Raw genomic sequence first — 18336 nt, 5'->3', positions numbered from 1 at the left:
GAACTATTCGGAGTCTGCTCCGGCCTTCTGCTCTTCCAACTGCGCGCGTACTACGTCCATGTCCAAGGACTTGACCTGCCCGACGAGGTCTTCCAATGCTGCTGCCGGAAGGGCCCCTGGCTGCGCGAAGACGAGAATGCCCTCACGGAACGCCATGATCGTCGGGATGGACTGGATGTTCGCTGCCGCAGCGAGGCCCTGTTCGGCCTCGGTGTCGACCTTCGCGTGCACGACGTCGGGGTGAGCGTCGGAAGACTTCTCGAACGTCGGTGCGAACTGGCGGCACGGTCCACACCACGACGCCCAGAAGTCGACGAGAACTACGTCGTTGCCGCCGACGATGTCGTCGAAGTTCTGCTGAGTCAAAGTCTGTGTTGCCACGCCTGCCCTTTCGTCGATGTGTGCTTCTCTGGTCCTTTCAACGTACGACCGTCGAAAATTCTTCCCACGGGTTACACCGGCTGTGGCGCGGACCGGAATGTGCGGCGGTAGGAGTTGGGCGTCGTGCACCGCAATCGGACAAAATGCTGCCGCATCACGGCAGCGTTGCCGAAGCCGACTCGTTCGGAGATCACGTCCATCGACAGATCCGAGTTCTCGAGCAGCTGTTGGGCGGCAAGAACGCGTTGATCGTTGAGCCAGCGGGCAGGTGTCGTCCCCGTCTCGGCCTGGAATCGGCGGGCGAAGGTCCGCGCAGACATGTTCACCCGCGCGGACAAGGTCTGGACGGTGAGGTCGGTATCGAGGTGCTCGGTCATCCAGTCGAGTAGGGGAGCGAGCGTATCGACCTCCGTTGTCGGCAAAGGAGTTGTGACGAATTGGGCTTGACCTCCGTCTCGGTGCGGCGGTACCACCATGCGTCGGGCGATTCCGTTGGCGACCTTGCTGCCCTGCTCCTTGCGGACGATATGCAAGCAGAGGTCGATGCCAGCAGCGGTGCCAGCACTCGTCAGAACGTTGCCGTCGTCGACGTACAGCACGTTGCAGTCGACGTCCGCCAATGGGTATTCGGCCGCAAGACGATCCGAATGCCGCCAGTGCGTCGTGCAACGACGACCGTCGAGCAGACCGGCCTTGCCGAGGAGAAATGCGCCATTGCACAGGCTGGCTACCTTCGCGCCGCGGTCCACTGCTGCTCGCAGCTTCACCAGCAGTGGCTCGATGGCTGCGTCGTAGTCGGTGCCGCACACATAACTGCCGTCATCGGATCGATGCGTGCCGCCGGCCGGTATGACGATCAGATCGGCGTCGTCGAGTTGATCGAGGTCGTAGGGTACGTCGATCGTGAACCCGAACCGGGACCTGATCGGTTCCGCGACACCGGCTATGAGCGAAAAATCGTAGGTGGGAAGGCCTTCGTCGGATCGGTCGAAACCGAATACCTCGCAGGCAACCCCCATCTCGAACTGCTCGGTCAGCGGGAGTAGCGGAACGACCACGCGTTTCAACATTGTGCCAGTATGGCAGAAAAACGAGCAACTATGTCATATCTGCCACTGTTGCTGTCGAGCTGCTGGTTGCAGGCTTGTGAACATGACAATCACACTTTTCGTCCTGGTAGTTTTCGCCGCGATGTACTTGGCTCTTGCTTCCGGCTACGCGCCTGACACTCATGCGGAGGTGACCCAGTTCGGTGACTTCAGATTCTGACGCGTCACCGTACGAGCCACTCGCGCTTGTCCTCGCCGTCCCACCTGCGGAGCGCCGACGTCTCACCGACAAGATCGGACGGGCACGCGTGAAGCCGCAAGAACGCCTCGGCGAGTTCGACTCGCGTGAGTCTGCGGGCGAGCGTGACGTGCGGGGTCCATTTCCCCGATGTCGTGTGTGACCGGTAGCCGCCGGAATCCTCGGCCAGCTCCGACACGCGGGCGTGCAGCGTCAACAACTCCTTCGACGGGACCACAAGCCTCGCCAGAGTGGTGTGCTTGCCACGGAAAACCACGAATGCACCGAGCCTCACCGGAAATCGAACGCGCAGGAACTCCTGCTCGATGCGCGCGTCGAGCATCTCGAAGTCGTCGGCAACCGACAGAGTGATATGCGGACGATTCGACTCGCCTGTGTGTCGACCTTGGCTCGGGAGATCGGCGTCGATCAGCAGTTGCCATTCACGCCGGACGGCCACGTCGAGTGAATCGTCGAGGAGTAATTCCAGTGACTGGACCATAGTCAGTCATGATTGCTGATGTGGCACACGACGGAGTGAAGACGGTACGGATCGGGTCGATGCTCGGGGACGGAATCGGGCACGAAATCGTGCCCGCGACGATGCGCGTCGTCGACGAAGCGGTCGACGCCGAACACGGCCCGTCCATCGAGTGGGTCGAACTACCTCTCGGCGCGGACGCGATCGACACGCATGGGACCCCGATTCCGGAATCGACGCTCGAAGAACTGAAGTCGCTCGACACCTGGATACTCGGCCCGCACGACAGTGCGTCGTATCCAGAGCCGTTCCGATCGCAACTCACTCCGGGTGGCGTCGTACGCAAGACCTTCGACCTCTTCGCAAACATCAGGCCTGCCGCGGCCCATCCTGGCGTGAGAGCAGTATCGGCTTCGATGGACCTCGTCGTCGTCCGTGAGAACACAGAAGGCTTCTACGCAGATCGCAATATGTTCCTCGGCAGCGGCGAATTCATGCCGACGCCCGATGTTGCGCTTGCTGTCGGTGTGTTCACTCGTTCTGCGTGCGAGCGGATCGCACGCGAGGCATTCACGCTCGCCCAGGGTCGGCGGAAGCATGTGACCATCGTGCACAAGACGAACGTTTTGGCGATGACAACCGGGCTTTTCCGTGACGCATGCAGAACCGTCGCCGTCGATTTCCCGGACGTGGCCGTCGACGAAGAACACATCGATGCGCTCACCGCGCATCTTGTTCGGCGGGGCGGCGACTTCGACGTGATCGTCGCCGAAAACATGTTCGGCGACATCCTGTCCGACTTGGCCGGCGAGCTTTCGGGGTCACTCGGGATGGCACCGTCGCTCAATTCGTCGGAGAACAAAGCGATGGCTCAGGCCGCACATGGGTCGGCTCCCGACATCGCAGGCAAGAACCGTGCGAATCCGACGGCCCTGTTCCTGTCGGCGGCGATGATGCTGGAATGGCTCGCGGGCAACTCGGGCGATGCTCGGCTCACTGCTGCGGCGCACCGAATCAGACGCGCTGTCGATGGCGCGCTCGAGTCTGGAGTCGCAACAGCCGACCTCGGCGGGCGGGCGTCGACGAGTGAGTTCACCGAGACGGTGATCGCTAGAGCAAAGCGGGTGTGACCCGTCCGCGTCCAACACGGTTGGCGGCGAAATGACTTCTCCGGTCGGTAGCCCGCGTTACTGTTCGGTTACCCATACGGCGGGGGCGGCGTCGGTCGCTTATGTTCGTATGACTGACGGCACCGCACGCCGCGGTGCGTCGTGTCGATTTCTGGAGGCTCTGTCGTGTCTGCACGTTCCTGTTCGAAGCCCGTTCGTACCGCGCGAGTTCTGTTGGCGCTCACCGGAGCCGGCGCACTGTTCCTCTCGGGGTGCGCACAGAACACCGAAGACGGTGGTGCACCTGCCGCGGAGGAGACGACTGCGGTCGAGGTGAGCAAGGTCGACGACGTGGCCTCGACGCTCCCCGAGAAGAACGTCACGTCGGGCACCTTGATCGTCGGTGTCAACGTGCCGTATTCGCCCAACGAGTTCAAGGATTCGTCCGGCAAGATCATCGGCTTCGACGTCGACCTGATGAACGCCGTTGCCGGAGTTCTGGGTGTGACAGCACAGTACGAGGAAGCCGACTTCGATCGGATCATCCCCTCGGTTCAGGCGGGAAGTTACGACGTCGGGATGTCGTCGTTCACCGACACGAAAGAGCGCGAGCAGACCGTCGACTTCACCACCTACTTCAATGCAGGCACTCAGTGGGCGCAGCCGGCCGGCGGATCGGTCGATCCAACCGACGCGTGTGGCCTGAAGGTTGCGGTGCAGACCACCACAATCCAGGACCAGGAAGAGGTTCCAGCCAAGAGCGAGGCGTGTGTGGCGGCAGGCAAGCCCGCAATCGAGATCGTGAAGTTCGACAGTCAGGACGACGCGGTCAACGCTCTCGTCCTCGGACGCGTAGACGCGATGTCGGCAGATTCGCCGGTCACGGCCTATGCGATCAAGCAGACCGGGGACAAGCTAGAGGCGGCAGGCGACGTGTTCGATTCCGCTCCGTACGGATACCCGGTGGCCAAGGGGTCACCGCTCGCGCAGTCGCTCCAGAAGGCCGTTCAGTACCTGATCGACAACGGGCAGTACCAGACCATCGCCGAGAACTGGGGCGTCGAGGCAGGCGTGATCGAGCAGGCACAGATCAACGGGGCAGTCAACTGATCGCGCCCAACGTGCCAACTCGACGAAAGGATTTCGTGTGACGAGTTCGCCCTCGTTGGACAGCGGAACCGATCCCGCGCCGATCAAGGCAATTCCGCTGAAGCATCCCGGTCGTTGGGTTGCTGCCGTCGTCATTGTGGTTCTGTTCGGGCTCTTTGCATACGGCGCAGCGACCAATCCCGCGTACGGATGGGGCACGTACGGCCGCTACTTGTTCGACTCTCGGATCGGTACCGGCGTATGGATCACGGTGCAGCTCTTGGTGTATTCGATGGTCATCGCGATCATCTTGGGCGTTGCGGTCGCGGTCATGCGTCTGTCGCCCAACCCCGTCCTACGCAGTGCAGCGTGGGTCTACCTCTGGATCTTTCGTGGTACCCCTATCTACGTTCAGTTGACCTTCTGGGGTCTGTTCCCCGTGATCTACAAGAACGTCGCACTGGGGATCCCGTTCTCGGTCCAATTCGCCGAGTTCGATCTGCAATCTCTCTACTCGGCCTTTTGGTTCGCCGTGATCGGGCTGGCGTTGAACGAAGCTGCATACATGGCCGAGATCGTCCGCGCCGGTATCAATTCGGTCGGAGAAGGTCAGGTCGAAGCATCCACCGCGCTCGGGATGTCGTGGTCGCAGACCATGCGACGGACGGTGTTGCCACAGGCGATGCGCGTGATAATCCCGCCGACCGGCAACGAAGTAATCAGCATGCTGAAGACGACGTCGTTGGTGATCGCCGTGCCGTTCACCGGCGACGTCTACGGACGGGCCCGTGACATATCCGGGGTCAATTTCGAACCGGTCCCGCTTCTCCTGGTCGCGTCGACGTGGTACCTCCTGATCACGAGCATCCTGATGGTCGGTCAGTTCTATCTCGAGCGCTACTACTCGAAGGGGGTGTCTCGGAAGTTGACCAACAGGCAGCTTCAGGCGCTCGCCGACGCCCAGGGCGGCAAACCCTCGATCGTTCCGAGGTCGACGGAAGGGGGTCCGCTGTGAGTCCCATGGTGAAGGCCGAACAGGTGTGCAAGAACTTCGGCGCACTGGAAGTCCTCAAGGGTATTTCGCTTGAGATCGACAAGGGCCAGGTGCTGTGCATGGTCGGTCCGTCGGGCTCGGGAAAGTCGACGTTCCTGCGCTGCATCAACCACCTCGAACAGGTCAACGCTGGTCGGTTGTACGTCGACGACGAACTCGTCGGATACGAGGAGAAGAACGGCAAGCTCTACGAGCTGCATCCGAAGAAGGCGTCCAAGCAACGCCGCGACATCGGCATGGTCTTCCAGCACTTCAACCTGTTTCCGCATCGCACAGCGCTCGAGAACATTATCGAGGCGCCGACGCAGGTGAAAGGCATGAAGAAGAAGGACGCGACGGTGCGCGGCAAAGAACTGCTCGACCGGGTCGGACTCGGCGACAAGTCTGGTGCCTATCCGGCGCAGTTGTCCGGCGGGCAGCAGCAACGCGTCGCCATCGCCCGGGCTCTTGCCATGGATCCCAAGCTGATGCTGTTCGACGAGCCCACATCGGCGCTGGACCCGGAACTCGTCGGTGAAGTGCTCGGAGTCATGAAGGAGTTGGCGAAAGACGGAATGACGATGGTCGTCGTGACCCATGAGATGGGGTTCGCCCGCGAAGTCGCTGATCAGCTGGTGTTCATGGACGGCGGAGTAGTGGTCGAGTCGGGTGAACCCCGGTCCCTGCTCGCCAACCCGCAGCACGAACGCACCAAGCTGTTCCTCTCCAAACTCCTTTAGAGCGGTTTGCGGCTGGAAAAGATCGCGGTGCCGGGGAAGAGCTGCCCACGCAGCGGACTCCACTGTCCCCACTCGCGGTCGAGCCACTCCGGCCAGTCGGGCTCGATGATGTCACGCAGTTCGAGCCCGGCCGCGACGATTTCGCGGACGCGGTCACCGATAGTTCGATGATGCTCGACGTACGTAGGTTGACCGTCGGCACCGAACTCGACGTACGGCGTGCGATCGAAGTAGGGGATGGTCGCGGTAAGTCCGACAGGGCCCGGATCGTCGGGGAATATCCACCGCATCGGGTGATTGACCGCGAAGACCCAGAGACCGCCCGGCCGAAGCACGCGCGCAACTTCCGTCATGACGTTCGCAGAGTCTGCGACGAACGGGACTGCGCCGAATGCCGAGCACGCGATGTCGAAGCTCGCATCGGCGAACGGGAGTGACTCGGCACTTGCCTGGATCAGTGGAACGCGGTCGCCACCGGCCGTCATGGCGTCGAGACCCTTTCCAAGCATTCCCGACGATATGTCGAGGCCGACGGCGTGAGCGCCCTGCGCGCCCAGCCACCGAGCGCAGGGTGCCGAACCGCACCCGACCTCCAGGATGTCCTTCCCGGCGACGTCACCTAGCAGGTGGACGTCGCCTTCGTGCAGGCCTTCCGGACACCACACGAACTCGCCCTTCTCGGAGCCGACACCGAGGAAATCCCCGTGTGTGCGGTGGTACTCGTCGGCATCGGAGTCCCACCACGAGCGGCTCGCACGATCGCTCAACTCCGAACCGATCCGAGTTCGCCCTGGTACAACGGGAGTCTGGAGTGATTCGGAGGGGTCAGGGCTGTCGGTCACCCGAGACACGTTAGTCGGTGCCGATTGGGGTGCCTGTCGCGTTTGCCCAGCTGTGACCTGGTCGCGTACCCTGTTGGACGCGAGTGTGTTCATGCTGCGTCAGGGTCGGTCGAAACTACGGTTTCCGGTCGCCTCGAATGTCAGTGGGAACATCTTCGCGCTCGATGTGTTCTGACAGCTCGGACGCTTCTTGTTTCACGACCGGCATTTCTGGTCATAGAAGGTTCGCGTTCTGTTCAGAATCGAGTTTTACAGTCCGACCGAACATCCATCAACCGATACCCAACCCGTCCGGAGCAACTCAACACATGCCCTCAACCACAACCTCACCGCAGGTAGCCGTCAACGACATCGGCTCCGCAGAGGATTTTCTCGCCGCCATCGACGCAACGATCAAGTACTTCAACGATGGTGACATCGTCGAAGGCACCATCGTCAAGGTCGACCGCGACGAGGTTCTGCTCGACATCGGTTACAAGACCGAAGGCGTCATTCCTTCCCGCGAGCTCTCCATCAAGCACGACGTCGACCCCAATGAGGTCGTCTCCGTGGGAGATGAGATCGAAGCACTCGTCCTCACCAAAGAGGACAAGGAAGGCCGCCTGATCCTGTCCAAGAAGCGTGCTCAGTACGAGCGCGCGTGGGGCACGATCGAAGAGCTCAAGGAGAAGGACGAGGCCGTCAAGGGCACCGTCATCGAGGTCGTCAAGGGTGGACTCATCCTCGACATCGGTCTTCGTGGCTTCCTTCCCGCCTCGCTCGTCGAGATGCGTCGTGTTCGCGACCTCCAGCCGTACGTCGGCAAGGAGATCGAGGCCAAGATTATCGAGCTCGACAAGAACCGCAACAACGTGGTCCTGTCGCGCCGTGCATGGCTCGAGCAGACTCAGTCCGAGGTTCGCAGCGAATTCCTGCACCAGCTCCAGAAGGGCCAGGTCCGCAAGGGCGTCGTGTCCTCCATCGTCAACTTCGGTGCCTTCGTGGACCTGGGCGGCGTAGACGGACTCGTGCACGTTTCCGAGCTTTCCTGGAAGCACATCGATCACCCGTCCGAGGTTGTCGAGGTCGGCACCGAGGTCACCGTCGAGGTTCTCGACGTCGACCTGGACCGCGAGCGTGTTTCCCTGTCGCTCAAGGCAACTCAGGAAGATCCGTGGCGCCAGTTCGCTCGCACCCACGCGATCGGCCAGATCGTGCCCGGCAAGGTCACGAAGCTCGTTCCGTTCGGCGCCTTCGTGCGCGTCGAAGAGGGCATCGAGGGCCTCGTGCACATCTCCGAGCTGGCCGAGCGCCACGTGGAGGTTCCGGACCAGGTTGTCGGTGTCGGCGACGATGCACTCGTCAAGGTCATCGACATCGATCTCGAGCGTCGTCGTATCTCGCTGAGCCTCAAGCAGGCCAACGAGGACTACGCAGAAGAGTTCGATCCGTCCAAGTACGGAATGGCCGACTCGTACGACGATGCGGGCAACTACATCTTCCCCGAGGGCTTCGACTCCGAGACCAACGAATGGCTCGAAGGCTACGAGAAGCAGCGTGAAGAGTGGGAAGGCCGCTACGCCGAGGCAGAGCGTCGCCACAAGATGCACACCGCTCAGATGGAGAAGACGGCGAAGGACGAGGCTGCCGAAGCCGCCAACACCAACTACTCCTCCGAGTCGGGCCAGGCTCCCGCCGATGCAGAAGGCGACGCTCCCGTGGCGTCGGCTCCCGCGTCGACCGGTGGCTCGCTGGCCAGCGATGCGCAGCTCGCTGCACTTCGCGAGAAGCTGTCGGGCAACGCCTGATAGAAGATGTCTACCCGTAAGGGTATGACCGCAGCCCCGGCTCCTTTGTGGAGCCGGGGCTCACTTCTTTCTCGGGTACGCTGTTCGGCTATCTCCGCTGGACCGAATGTCTGTTCCGGTCACCTCATTTGAGCGAACGGCTCATTCGGTCACTCTGAGTGAGTGAATGTCTACTTCGGTCAGCTCAGAAGAGCGAACGGCTCATTCGGTCACCATGCAAGTGACCGAAACAGACGTTCGGTCCAGATCGAGCGCACAAAAATGGACCCGATCCGGAGGGATACGGGTCCATCGTCGTTCGTTCGACGGGTCGGCTCAACCTGCGACGGCGGGACTCCACTGAGCAACACTGCCCGTTCGCTTGCGCATGGAAGCGAAGCTGTGACGAGCTGGGCTGAGCAGATTCGTGAACCAATTACGCCGATGGTCGGCCAACGCCAAGGCAACCTCGGGAATCAGAATGACGTGCACTCCTAACTCCATGCCGAGACGGTGCCGACCCGGTTGGATCTGATTGCTTCGCATCGAAAGTCCTTTTCGCTAGCAGTGGGTCGGCAAATACTTATCTCGCACGACGAAGATAACGGACATCGGGCCGAACATGGTGTATTTGGGGCTGGTGTGCTTCGGCGTGTTGGATGAGAGACTGAGGCCATGTTGAGACTTGGCCTCACCGGAGGCATCGGAGCAGGAAAATCCACGGTGTCCAAAACCCTCACCGCATTAGGCGGAGTCCTGGTCGACGCGGACGTTATTGCGCGTGAAGTCGTCGAGCCGGGGACGGAAGGTCTGACGCAGTTGATCGACGCGTTCGGCGAGGACGTTCTGGCGGAGGATGGCAGTCTCGACCGAGCTGCGCTGGCTGCCAAAGCATTTCGTGACGATGAGTCCAGAGGGAAACTGAATTCCATCGTCCACCCACTCGTCGGAAAGCGAACCGCCGAGCTGATCGACGCAGCACCCGGCGACGCCGTCGTGATTCAAGACATTCCATTGTTGGTCGAGGGCAAGATGGGTGCTCTGTTCCAACTTGTCGCGGTGGTCTTCGCCGACGCAGAGGAACGAGTGGATCGATTGGTGAACCGAAGAGGCATGCCCGAGTCCGACGCCCGGGCGCGGATTGCTGCCCAGGCGACCGACGAAGCGCGACGAGCCGCGGCGGATGTCTGGATCGACAATAGCGGCGCGCCTGGGGATCTCGATGACGTCGTACGTACGCTGTGGTTCGATCGATTGGTTCCATTCGAGCAGAACATGCGCGACGGCGTCGTCGTCAGAACGTTGCCGACCTTGGTCACTGCTGATCCACAGTGGCCCGCTCAAGCGAAGAGATTGATCGCGAGACTCGCAGTAGCGTGCGGAAGTGCCGCTGTGCGAATCGATCACATCGGTTCGACAGCCGTTGCCGGCCTCGACGCGAAGGACGTAATCGACATCCAGATCACCGTCGCGCACTTGGGCGCCGCGGACTCCTTGGCAGAGCCGTTGAGGCAGATCGGATTTCCCCGAATCGAACACATCAAGGCAGACAGCCCGAAGCCCGCGTACGGTATCGGAGGGGAGGCCGACCCCGCGGTCTGGCAGAAGCGAATCCATGGATCGGCAGATCCGGGTCGCACCGCAAACGTGCACATACGCGTCGACGGGTGGCCCGGTCAGCAATTCGCGTTGGTATTTAGGGATTGGCTGCTCGCCGACCCCGACGCCACCGCGGAGTACCTCGAGATCAAGAAGGCCGCAAACACCGCAGCGGCCGGAGAGACCGAGTATCAAGCCGCGATCGATGCCTACGCGAACGCCAAGGAACCGTGGTTCGACCGTGCATACGACCGCGCCTGGGAGTGGGCCGCGAAATCAGGGTGGTCCGCGTAGCACGTGCTCTCGCATGCATGAACCTTGCTAGCTATCAGATCGTATGGATGGACCATTCAAGCGATAACGGCGACCGCGCGTACGGACCTTGCTAGCTATCAGATCGTATGGATGGACCATTCAAGCGATAGCGGGATGGCCTACCGCTCCGCCCGCGGACGCCAGGTGGTCGGCATTCCGAGCGAGGAAAGCCATGCGTCGAGGTCGTAGTCGTGCGCCGCGAGTCCGGCGACGGCACGGACTGACCTGTTCATCGCCAGATCGGCGGTCGCGGTGTCCAGGTGGTTCTCCACCCGTGCCTCGACGAGTTCGTCCGCGTCCAGGAAATCGAATCCTCGTCCGGTACGGACAACGATGTCGAGATAGTGATCCACCGATGTCCACACGTCGTCACCGGGAGTGAACTCGCCTACGTCTACGTAATAGTTCTGGTCGCGGACGTGCCCTGGGAGGTAGTGAAAGATCGAGGCTCGCAGACCCAGGCTCGGAAGTAGCCAGGACTGCAGGTAGTCGAATTGTTGGTGGTCCGACGGTCGGGCCATGTACAGCCCCCACGGTTCGACGCGATACTCGTCCACCGGACGGACGAAACCCTTCGGATCGGTGTTGGTGAGTCCGACGACGTCGAAATATTCGACCTTGGGTGGGTGGACGTGCACGTACGGCGCGTCAGCAGAGTCCATGAAAGATCAAGTTACCGGTTCCGGACGAGGCTGCCGGTCGATGCACGGATCGAACGTGTCGGTGGTCGCGTCTACCCTGGTGGTATGGCGTTTGCATCCGAACATCCCGTGGTGGCTCACTCCGAACATCGCCCCGTCGGGGACATCGAGCGGACGGGCCCTGCTTTCCAGGTCGTCAGCGAACACACACCAGCGGGTGACCAGCCGACTGCGATCGCCGAACTGGAACGCAGGATCCGAGCTGACGAGAAGGACATAGTTCTGCTCGGCGCAACCGGCACCGGCAAATCTGCGACGACGGCGTGGCTCATCGAGAAGTTGCAGCGCCCGACGTTGGTGATGGCGCCGAACAAAACACTGGCTGCGCAGCTCGCGAACGAACTCCGTGACATGTTGCCGAACAACGCGGTCGAGTACTTCGTCTCCTACTACGACTATTACCAACCCGAGGCGTACATCGCGCAGACGGATACCTACATAGAGAAGGATTCGTCGGTCAACGACGACGTCGAACGTCTTCGTCACTCGGCGACTGCAAATCTGCTGTCCCGCCGCGACGTAGTCGTGGTCGCGTCCGTGTCGTGCATCTACGGTCTCGGTACTCCGCAGTCGTACGTCGATCGATCGATCGAATTGCAGGTCGGTGTCGAGGTGCCTCGTGACGCCTTGCTTCGACTTCTGGTCGACGTGCAGTACACCCGGAACGACATGGCGTTCACTCGCGGCTCGTTTCGAGTGCGCGGCGACACCGTGGAGATCATTCCGTCGTATGAGGAACTTGCGGTGCGAATCGAGTTCTTCGGAGACGAGATCGAGGCGTTGTACTACCTTCATCCGCTGACGGGTGACACGGTCCGCAAGGTCGACTCGGTCCGTATCTTTCCGGCAACCCATTACGTCGCGGGTCCGGAGCGCATGGAGAAAGCCGTCGCGAACATCGAGATCGAGCTGGAAGAGCGCCTTGCCGAACTCGAGAACAAAGGCAAGCTTCTCGAAGCCCAGCGGTTGAGGATGCGCACGCAGTACGACCTGGAGATGATCAAGCAGGTCGGATTCTGCTCGGGCATCGAGAACTACTCGCGTCACATCGACGGTCGGGGCGCCGGCACGGCGCCAGCGACGCTGATCGACTACTTTCCCGAAGATTTCCTGCTCGTCATCGACGAGTCGCACGTCACGGTTCCGCAAATCGGCGCGATGTACGAGGGCGATATGTCTCGTAAGCGGAACTTGGTCGAGTTCGGTTTCCGTCTTCCGTCTGCGACCGACAATCGTCCCCTGACGTGGGAGGAGTTCACCCAGCGCATCGGGCAGACGGTGTACTTGTCCGCGACGCCGGGGAAATACGAACTCGGACAGACCGGTGGTGAGTTCGTCGAGCAGGTCATCCGTCCGACGGGGCTGGTCGATCCCAAGGTCATCGTGAAGCCGACCAAGGGGCAGATCGACGACCTCGTTCACGAAATTCGGGGGCGCGCGGAAAAGGACGAGCGAATTCTGGTCACGACGTTGACCAAGAAGATGGCCGAGGACCTCACCGATTATCTGCTGGAGCTCGGGATCAGGGTTCGCTACCTGCACTCGGACATCGACACACTCAGGCGTGTCGAGCTCCTACGCCAGCTCCGACTCGGCGAGTACGACGTTCTGATCGGCATCAACCTGCTTCGCGAGGGCCTCGACCTTCCCGAGGTGTCGCTCGTTGCGATTCTCGACGCCGACAAGGAAGGTTTTCTGCGCAGCGGAACCAGTTTGGTGCAGACCATCGGCCGCGCAGCTCGTAACGTCTCCGGCGAAGTGCACATGTACGCGGACAGAATGACCGATTCGATGAAGTACGCCATCGAGGAGACCGACCGTAGGCGCGAGAAGCAGGTCGCCTACAACAAAGAGAAAGGCGTCGATCCGCAGCCGTTGCGGAAGAAGATCGCCGACATCCTCGATCAGGTCTACGAAGAGGCGGAAGACACCGAGGAATCGATCGAGATCGGGGGATCGGGACGTAACGCCAGTCGCGGCCGCCGAGCGCAGGGTGAGAAGGGTCGGGCCGTCAGCTCGGGGGTATACGAGGGCGAGGACGTCAAGACAATGCCGCGAGCGGAGTTGGCAGCGTTGGTTCAGAACCTCACCGATCAGATGATGAACGCAGCACGAGAATTGCAGTTCGAGCTCGCCGGTCGCCTGCGTGACGAGATTCAGGATCTCAAGAAGGAACTGCGCGGGATGGATGCGGCAGGATTGAAGTAGCGGACCTTCGATACGGTTCTCCTATGGATGCCTCCACTGCCGGCCGGAGCGCTCGTGCGCTCGAACTCCTTCATTCGCTGACGTATTTCGTTCCGGAAAGCCAGACCGGTTTGGAAGAGGCCGGCCTCACCGGGCGCGCGTGCTACTTCGCGGGACGGGCGGCTCCTCTAGGCGCTGTGGGTGCAGGTGTTGTAGCCGCGACGTTCTACAACTTCAACCGCGAGGCCATCGAGCCGTTCGTGCCCGCGGCGTGGTCGATCGTGTCGCCGGAACGGATCATCGAGATCCGGTACCGCGCGGTCGGCGACGCGTACACGCGTCTGCTCGGAGCAGATGTGGTCTCGTCACCGGGCATGGCCGAGGCCGCCGAGCTGGCCTCGATCGCGGCCAGTCACATTCCAGGCGACGACGGCAGGCCCCTGTATTCGGCGTACGCCGAGCTCGATTGGCCGGAGGTCCCGCATCTGAGGCTGTGGCATGCGCTGACCTTGTTGCGCGAGCACCGAGGTGACGGTCATATCGCGGCTCTGCAGACCGCTGAGCTCAGCGGCATTCAGGCGTTGATCACACACACCGCGACGGGCAAGGGCTTTGAGAAAGAATTCGCCCGGAAGCGGCGAGGATGGTCGGAGGAGCAGTGGAACGACGGAGTGGACGCGTTGAAGGACCGTGAAATTCTCGATACCAACGGTGGCCTCACCGACCACGGCAACGACCTGAGGGAGTTGGTGGAGGACATCACCGACGACTTGGCGCTGGCGCCGTGGGCTGCGCTGGGCGACGAAGGTGCCGCGCGATTGGTCGAGCTGGGGAGTCCGTGGCGCGACAGCGTCGTCGAGCAGGGCGTGTTTCCCGACGGCGTTTTCGGCAGGTAGAGCTCGTGCGCGTTGTGCGTCTTACGGTTTCGCACAACGCGCACCACCGCACAACGCGCTGATAGCTCAGCACTCGTACGAGCGCTAGCTCGTGATGTCCTTCGACGAAAATCGTTGCCACGCAGCCACACCGAACACTGCGGCGTAGGCGAGCGCGGAGAACGAGCCGACCACGATGTCGTTCCACTCGATTGTGGGTGAGAGCGCGTCGATCCACGAGTTGGCGTAGTGACCCGGTAGATAGTTCCGCAACGACCCCAGAGCAGTGATCTGGTCGAGAATCTGCATCAGGATAGATGTCATCACTGCTCCTCCGACGGCGCCGAGTGGCGCGTCGGTGAGGACGGACAACAGCATTGCCAGTCCCGCGACCCACAACAGGTTGAGGCAGATGTAGGCAACTGCGATCAGGAGGCGACCTAGTGCGTCGGTGTAGGACAGCCCGTCTCCGAACGGGGTGACGAGCGGCTCGGCGCCGTACAGCACGGTTCCGATCGCGAGTGACACCACGACGAGCGTCACTATGGCGGCGATCGAGAGTGTCGCCGAGACGAGTGCCTTCTGCAGGAGCAGTCTGGTGCGGGGCACCGGAATCGCGAGGAGGTATCGAAGCGACGACCACGACGCTTCGCTCGCCACCGAGTCCCCGAAGAAGAGTGCGACGACCACGATCAGCAGAAAACCGACGGACATGAACAGCGCGAACACTGTGAAGTTCACTCCGCCGCGCGTGCCGAGCTCGATGAGTCCGCCTGCGTCGGAGTCCGAGGACGTGCTGCCGACGGCGAACGCGATAGCGAGGATCACCGGGAGCAACGCGAGGAAGCCGATGGCTAGTTGTGTTCTGCGACGGCCGAATTGGCGTCGCAGCTCGGTCCTGAAAGGGAGCGTCTTGCTCGCGGTGTACCCCCCAGCCCTCCCGTCGGAATGTGTCGGGCTCATTTTTCGTCCTTTGCGGTGGCCGATGCAGCCGGCAGTGCGTCGTTGTGCACCAGATCGAGGAACACGTCTTCGAGGCGGGTCGACTGGGACAGTCCTCGCAGTTCGAGTCCGGCGTCGAACAAAGCCCGGGTGACGAGTGCGGGTTCGACGCTACCGAGGTCGACTCGAAGCGTCGTGTCGTCCACGATTACAGGGACGAGACCGAGTCCTTCGAGAACAGACGTAGCCGGCGTCGTGTCGTTGACTCGAATCTCGGTCTGCCCGCCGGCGGCGGTCAGTTCGCGGACTGTTCCGGCGCTGATCACGGACCCACGGTTCATGACGACGACGTGGGTACATGTCTGCTCGACTTCGGCCAACAAATGGCTGGAAACGAGCACCGTGCGTCCTGTCTTCGCATAGTTGATCAGGACGTCCCTCATGGTTCTGATCTGTGGTGGGTCGAGACCGTTGGTCGGTTCGTCCAGAACCATGAGGTCCGGAAGGCCGAGCATCGCCTGCGCGATGGCGAGGCGCTGCCGCATACCCTGGCTGTAGGACTTGACCTTGCGGTCGATAGCCGCGCCGAGATCGGCGATCTCCAGCGCTTCGTCGAGATGCGCGTCCTCGACTGGCCGACCGGTGGCTTGCCAGTACAGGCGCAGATTCTCCTTGCCGCTGAGGTGTGGGAGAAATCCGGACCCCTCGACGAACGATCCGAGCCTGGACAACACGGGGGCGCCCGGCGACACCTTGTGCCCGAATACTCGAATGTCTCCGCTTGTCGGCGTGATCAACCCCATGAGCATGCGCAGCGTAGTGGTCTTACCTGCACCGTTCGGTCCCAGAAGACCGAGCACCTGGCCCTGCTTCACCTCGAAACTGACACCGTCCACTGCTTTGAACCCGTTGGAATAGGTCTTGGCGAGGTCGGTGATCACGAGGGGGGTGTCGACGAGATCGTCGTCGACCTCCGCGACGATGCGTCTCTGCGCGCGGAGGACGTTGACGCCGATCAATCCCACGAGAGCCAGCGCGATCAGACCGATACCGACGAGAGGGGCCGTCGGCACCGAATTGGTGTTGCCGGCCACGCCTTCGACCGAGGGCACCGACAGAGTCGCATCATCGAGCGCGACGACGAACTGTGCTGGTTCGAGAGGCACCGCATAGGCCTGGTCGGTCGTGGACACCGAAACTTCGACGTGGTGTCCCTCCGGTACGACGTAGCTGATACCGGGCAAGGTCACTGTCACCGGGATGGAGCCTTGGCCGACGGAGTCGGGAAGACGTACGGCCGCGACGGCGCCTCCGGGAAGTGATCGACGACCGTCGGGCCCGACGTCGTACAACTTCGCGAACAGCACTGCCTCCTGTGGCTGTGCGAACGCTCCGATCCGGAGATTAATCCGCGACGATCCGGTGATCGTCAGCGGCGATGTCACTGCATCGCTGGTGAATGTCGCGGACTGGCCGGGGATATCGGCGGACAGCTGAGCGCCTGCTGTCGTTGCACTCAACGTGGAAAGCACCGAGCCGAGCCCAGGCACCGACGAAATTGCCGACGGTGACGCACCCGGCGGCCTGATGATCGTCTGCTCGGCGGGAACGCTCGTCGCGCCGGGTGCAGATGCGGGGCGCAGTTCGACGGGGACAGTTCGGGTGGGATCACTCCCGGCTGACGTTCCCGGATAGTCGGGTGCCGTCATTCTCCGGTTGCGTGTTCGTTCCTGCTCGACGGCAGATCCTTGAATCGCATACGAGAATGGCGGCGGCGAAGTCTCGCTTTCCGGTTCGCCGCGCAAATGGGCGTCGAGGAAGTCTTCCATCGCGTTGTCCGAGCCGCCGTTGGTGCCTCCGGCGTCGTGACCACCGCCGAACCAGCGAACTTCCACATCTCCGCCGGATCCGGAAATTTGCCGGGCGGTGGTGTCGGCCTGATCGAGCCCGAACAAGGTGTCCTGAAGTCCTTGGACCAGGAGTGTCGGCGCGGTGATGTTCGATGCGACGGCTGCGGGAGAGTGTGCGGTGAGGAGTTGGAGCAACTCGGCCGACGGCACACCGGTCACCGCCGACTGCGCATAGGCCGAGCAGAACTCGGGCGCAAAGCGACCGCATCCTGACGTCGACGCCCCCTCGCCGTTCTCGGCCGCACCGTCCGACGGCGCGCTGCCTGCACCGAAGAAGACACCCGCCCAGCCGCGCTTGAGAACGCCGGGTCCGCCGTAGACCGATCCAGCAGGTGAGTCGACCGACGCCAACTCCTCCCGGCCGATTTCGGTGGTGACTCCGTAGTTGGGGAAGAGCGCTTGACCTAGATCGTTCCAAGTGATCGCCGCCGCCACGGCGTCGATTCTCGGATCGGTACCTGCGACGCTCAACGCGAGCGCACCGCCGTACGAACCTCCGGCGATGCCGATTCGCGGGTCGCCAGGATTGTCCTGGAGGACCTCGGCTCGTGTGGACAGCCAGTCGACCAGAGCGCGACCATCGGCGACTTCCCGATCCGGGTCGTTGAGCGAGATGGCTCCGGTGCTCGCACCGAAACCGCGCGCGCTGTATGTCAGAACGACGTATCCGTCGGCGGCGAGTGAACGGGCCTGGCCTTCGACCGACAATTTGTCGCCGCCGAATCCGTGCGCGAGTAGTACGGCGGGGGCGGGTGTCGTGTTCGGCAGATAGAGGCGGGTGTCGAGATCGACGACCTCAGCACTGCCCGGACTCTCGGGTACGGAGATCGTGGAATCGAGCGAGATGACGTCCGCGCCGGACTCCGACGAACGTGTCACTAGAAGTATCGACACCGCAACGGCGATTGCGACCAGAAGCGCGGCGAACACGACGGTTTTCGACGACCGGCGTGGCCGGGTGATGTGCATGTGAACCAATGTAGGTGAGACGCGGAGATCACGTTGTGGGCGAACTACGCATCGGGAACCATAGTTACGGATAAGGTCATCGAAACGGTCACGGGGACCGGCACATCGAG

General features: G+C 62.0%; 16 protein-coding genes. 8 read left to right on the top strand and 8 right to left on the bottom strand.

The window, feature by feature from the left end; all coding sequences use genetic code 11:
- Positions 1-3 precede the first annotated feature (3 nt).
- The 3 genes from trxA to D8W71_RS18260 all read right to left on the bottom strand — a co-directional run bounded on the left by trxA (position 4) and on the right by D8W71_RS18260 (position 2170).
- Positions 4-381, bottom strand: coding sequence for a thioredoxin (gene trxA / locus D8W71_RS18270; RefSeq protein WP_121115380.1), 378 nt, complete (start codon positions 379-381; stop codon positions 4-6).
- A 71-nt stretch (positions 382-452) separates the two neighbouring features.
- A complete protein-coding gene (locus tag D8W71_RS18265; protein WP_121115378.1) occupies positions 453-1451 on the bottom strand; it encodes a helix-turn-helix domain-containing protein in 999 nt (332 codons plus the stop codon).
- A 203-nt stretch (positions 1452-1654) separates the two neighbouring features.
- Entirely contained in the window at positions 1655-2170 is a 516-nt protein-coding gene (locus D8W71_RS18260; RefSeq protein WP_121115376.1) for a 2'-5' RNA ligase family protein, read from the bottom strand.
- A gap of 8 nt (positions 2171-2178) precedes the next feature.
- On the opposite strand from D8W71_RS18260, the gene D8W71_RS18255 reads away from it, so the two are divergent.
- From D8W71_RS18255 to D8W71_RS18240, 4 genes are all read left to right on the top strand, one after another.
- Entirely contained in the window at positions 2179-3279 is a 1101-nt protein-coding gene (locus D8W71_RS18255) for an isocitrate/isopropylmalate dehydrogenase family protein (protein ID WP_201265121.1), read from the top strand.
- A 165-nt stretch (positions 3280-3444) separates the two neighbouring features.
- Positions 3445-4368: an ABC transporter substrate-binding protein gene (locus tag D8W71_RS18250; protein ID WP_121115374.1), complete on the top strand. Its 924-nt coding sequence runs from the start codon at positions 3445-3447 to the stop codon at positions 4366-4368.
- A 37-nt stretch (positions 4369-4405) separates the two neighbouring features.
- Complete coding sequence (locus tag D8W71_RS18245; RefSeq protein ID WP_121115372.1) at positions 4406-5362, top strand: amino acid ABC transporter permease; 957 nt, start codon at positions 4406-4408, stop codon at positions 5360-5362.
- A gap of 5 nt (positions 5363-5367) precedes the next feature.
- Positions 5368-6120: an amino acid ABC transporter ATP-binding protein gene (locus tag D8W71_RS18240; protein ID WP_121115370.1), complete on the top strand. Its 753-nt coding sequence runs from the start codon at positions 5368-5370 to the stop codon at positions 6118-6120.
- Here D8W71_RS18240 and D8W71_RS18235 read toward each other — a convergent pair.
- Positions 6117-6962, bottom strand: coding sequence for a class I SAM-dependent methyltransferase (locus tag D8W71_RS18235; RefSeq protein ID WP_236077495.1), 846 nt, complete (start codon positions 6960-6962; stop codon positions 6117-6119). The two genes, D8W71_RS18240 and D8W71_RS18235, sit on opposite strands and share 4 nt — an antisense overlap.
- Positions 6963-7270: 308 nt before the next feature.
- Between D8W71_RS18235 and rpsA the strand changes: the two genes are divergently transcribed.
- Entirely contained in the window at positions 7271-8749 is a 1479-nt protein-coding gene (gene rpsA, locus D8W71_RS18230) for a 30S ribosomal protein S1 (RefSeq protein ID WP_121115366.1), read from the top strand.
- Positions 8750-9064: 315 nt separating this feature from the next.
- On the opposite strand, the gene D8W71_RS18225 is transcribed toward rpsA, so the two are convergent.
- Positions 9065-9232 carry a hypothetical protein gene (locus tag D8W71_RS18225; RefSeq protein WP_442971984.1) on the bottom strand — a complete coding sequence of 56 codons (168 nt, stop codon included), beginning with the start codon at positions 9230-9232 and terminating at the stop codon, positions 9065-9067.
- A gap of 171 nt (positions 9233-9403) precedes the next feature.
- Between D8W71_RS18225 and coaE the strand changes: the two genes are divergently transcribed.
- A complete protein-coding gene (gene coaE / locus D8W71_RS18220; protein ID WP_121115362.1) occupies positions 9404-10621 on the top strand; it encodes a dephospho-CoA kinase in 1218 nt (405 codons plus the stop codon).
- Positions 10622-10761: 140 nt separating this feature from the next.
- Here the strand turns inward: coaE and D8W71_RS18215 are convergent, their stop codons facing one another.
- On the bottom strand, positions 10762-11304 hold the full coding sequence (locus D8W71_RS18215) for a DUF402 domain-containing protein (RefSeq protein ID WP_121115360.1): 543 nt from the start codon (positions 11302-11304) through the stop codon (positions 10762-10764).
- An 84-nt stretch (positions 11305-11388) separates the two neighbouring features.
- Here D8W71_RS18215 and uvrB point away from each other — a divergent pair, with 84 nt between their 5' ends.
- Entirely contained in the window at positions 11389-13551 is a 2163-nt protein-coding gene (gene uvrB / locus D8W71_RS18210; RefSeq protein ID WP_121115358.1) for an excinuclease ABC subunit UvrB, read from the top strand.
- 23 nt (positions 13552-13574) lie between these two features.
- Positions 13575-14426, top strand: coding sequence for an SCO6745 family protein (locus D8W71_RS18205; protein ID WP_121115356.1), 852 nt, complete (start codon positions 13575-13577; stop codon positions 14424-14426).
- A gap of 84 nt (positions 14427-14510) precedes the next feature.
- On the opposite strand, the gene D8W71_RS18200 is transcribed toward D8W71_RS18205, so the two are convergent.
- Positions 14511-15368: an ABC transporter permease gene (locus tag D8W71_RS18200; protein WP_121115354.1), complete on the bottom strand. Its 858-nt coding sequence runs from the start codon at positions 15366-15368 to the stop codon at positions 14511-14513.
- Positions 15365-18226, bottom strand: coding sequence for an alpha/beta fold hydrolase (locus tag D8W71_RS18195; protein WP_121115352.1), 2862 nt, complete (start codon positions 18224-18226; stop codon positions 15365-15367). The genes D8W71_RS18200 and D8W71_RS18195 overlap by 4 nt, the downstream gene beginning before the upstream one ends.
- Between the last annotated feature and the right edge of the window lie 110 nt (positions 18227-18336).

The sequence above is a fragment of the Rhodococcus sp. P1Y genome (assembly GCF_003641205.1).
Taxonomy (GTDB): domain Bacteria; phylum Actinomycetota; class Actinomycetes; order Mycobacteriales; family Mycobacteriaceae; genus Rhodococcoides.
Note: the sequence above shows the minus strand (reverse complement) of the source record. Positions and strands in the feature narration are given on the sequence as shown.

Coding starts and splice junctions, on each gene's coding strand:
- D8W71_RS18200 (WP_121115354.1), bottom strand. CDS start 15,368: ATGAGCCCGACACATTCCGACGGGAGGGCTGGGGGGTACACCGCGAGC.
- rpsA (WP_121115366.1), top strand. CDS start 7,271: ATGCCCTCAACCACAACCTCACCGCAGGTAGCCGTCAACGACATCGGC.
- D8W71_RS18240 (WP_121115370.1), top strand. CDS start 5,368: ATGGTGAAGGCCGAACAGGTGTGCAAGAACTTCGGCGCACTGGAAGTC.
- D8W71_RS18265 (WP_121115378.1), bottom strand. CDS start 1,451: ATGTTGAAACGCGTGGTCGTTCCGCTACTCCCGCTGACCGAGCAGTTC.
- D8W71_RS18255 (WP_201265121.1), top strand. CDS start 2,179: ATGATTGCTGATGTGGCACACGACGGAGTGAAGACGGTACGGATCGGG.
- uvrB (WP_121115358.1), top strand. CDS start 11,389: ATGGCGTTTGCATCCGAACATCCCGTGGTGGCTCACTCCGAACATCGC.
- D8W71_RS18195 (WP_121115352.1), bottom strand. CDS start 18,226: ATGCACATCACCCGGCCACGCCGGTCGTCGAAAACCGTCGTGTTCGCC.
- coaE (WP_121115362.1), top strand. CDS start 9,404: ATGTTGAGACTTGGCCTCACCGGAGGCATCGGAGCAGGAAAATCCACG.
- D8W71_RS18225 (WP_442971984.1), bottom strand. CDS start 9,232: ATGGAGTTAGGAGTGCACGTCATTCTGATTCCCGAGGTTGCCTTGGCG.
- D8W71_RS18260 (WP_121115376.1), bottom strand. CDS start 2,170: ATGGTCCAGTCACTGGAATTACTCCTCGACGATTCACTCGACGTGGCC.
- D8W71_RS18205 (WP_121115356.1), top strand. CDS start 13,575: ATGGATGCCTCCACTGCCGGCCGGAGCGCTCGTGCGCTCGAACTCCTT.
- D8W71_RS18215 (WP_121115360.1), bottom strand. CDS start 11,304: ATGGACTCTGCTGACGCGCCGTACGTGCACGTCCACCCACCCAAGGTC.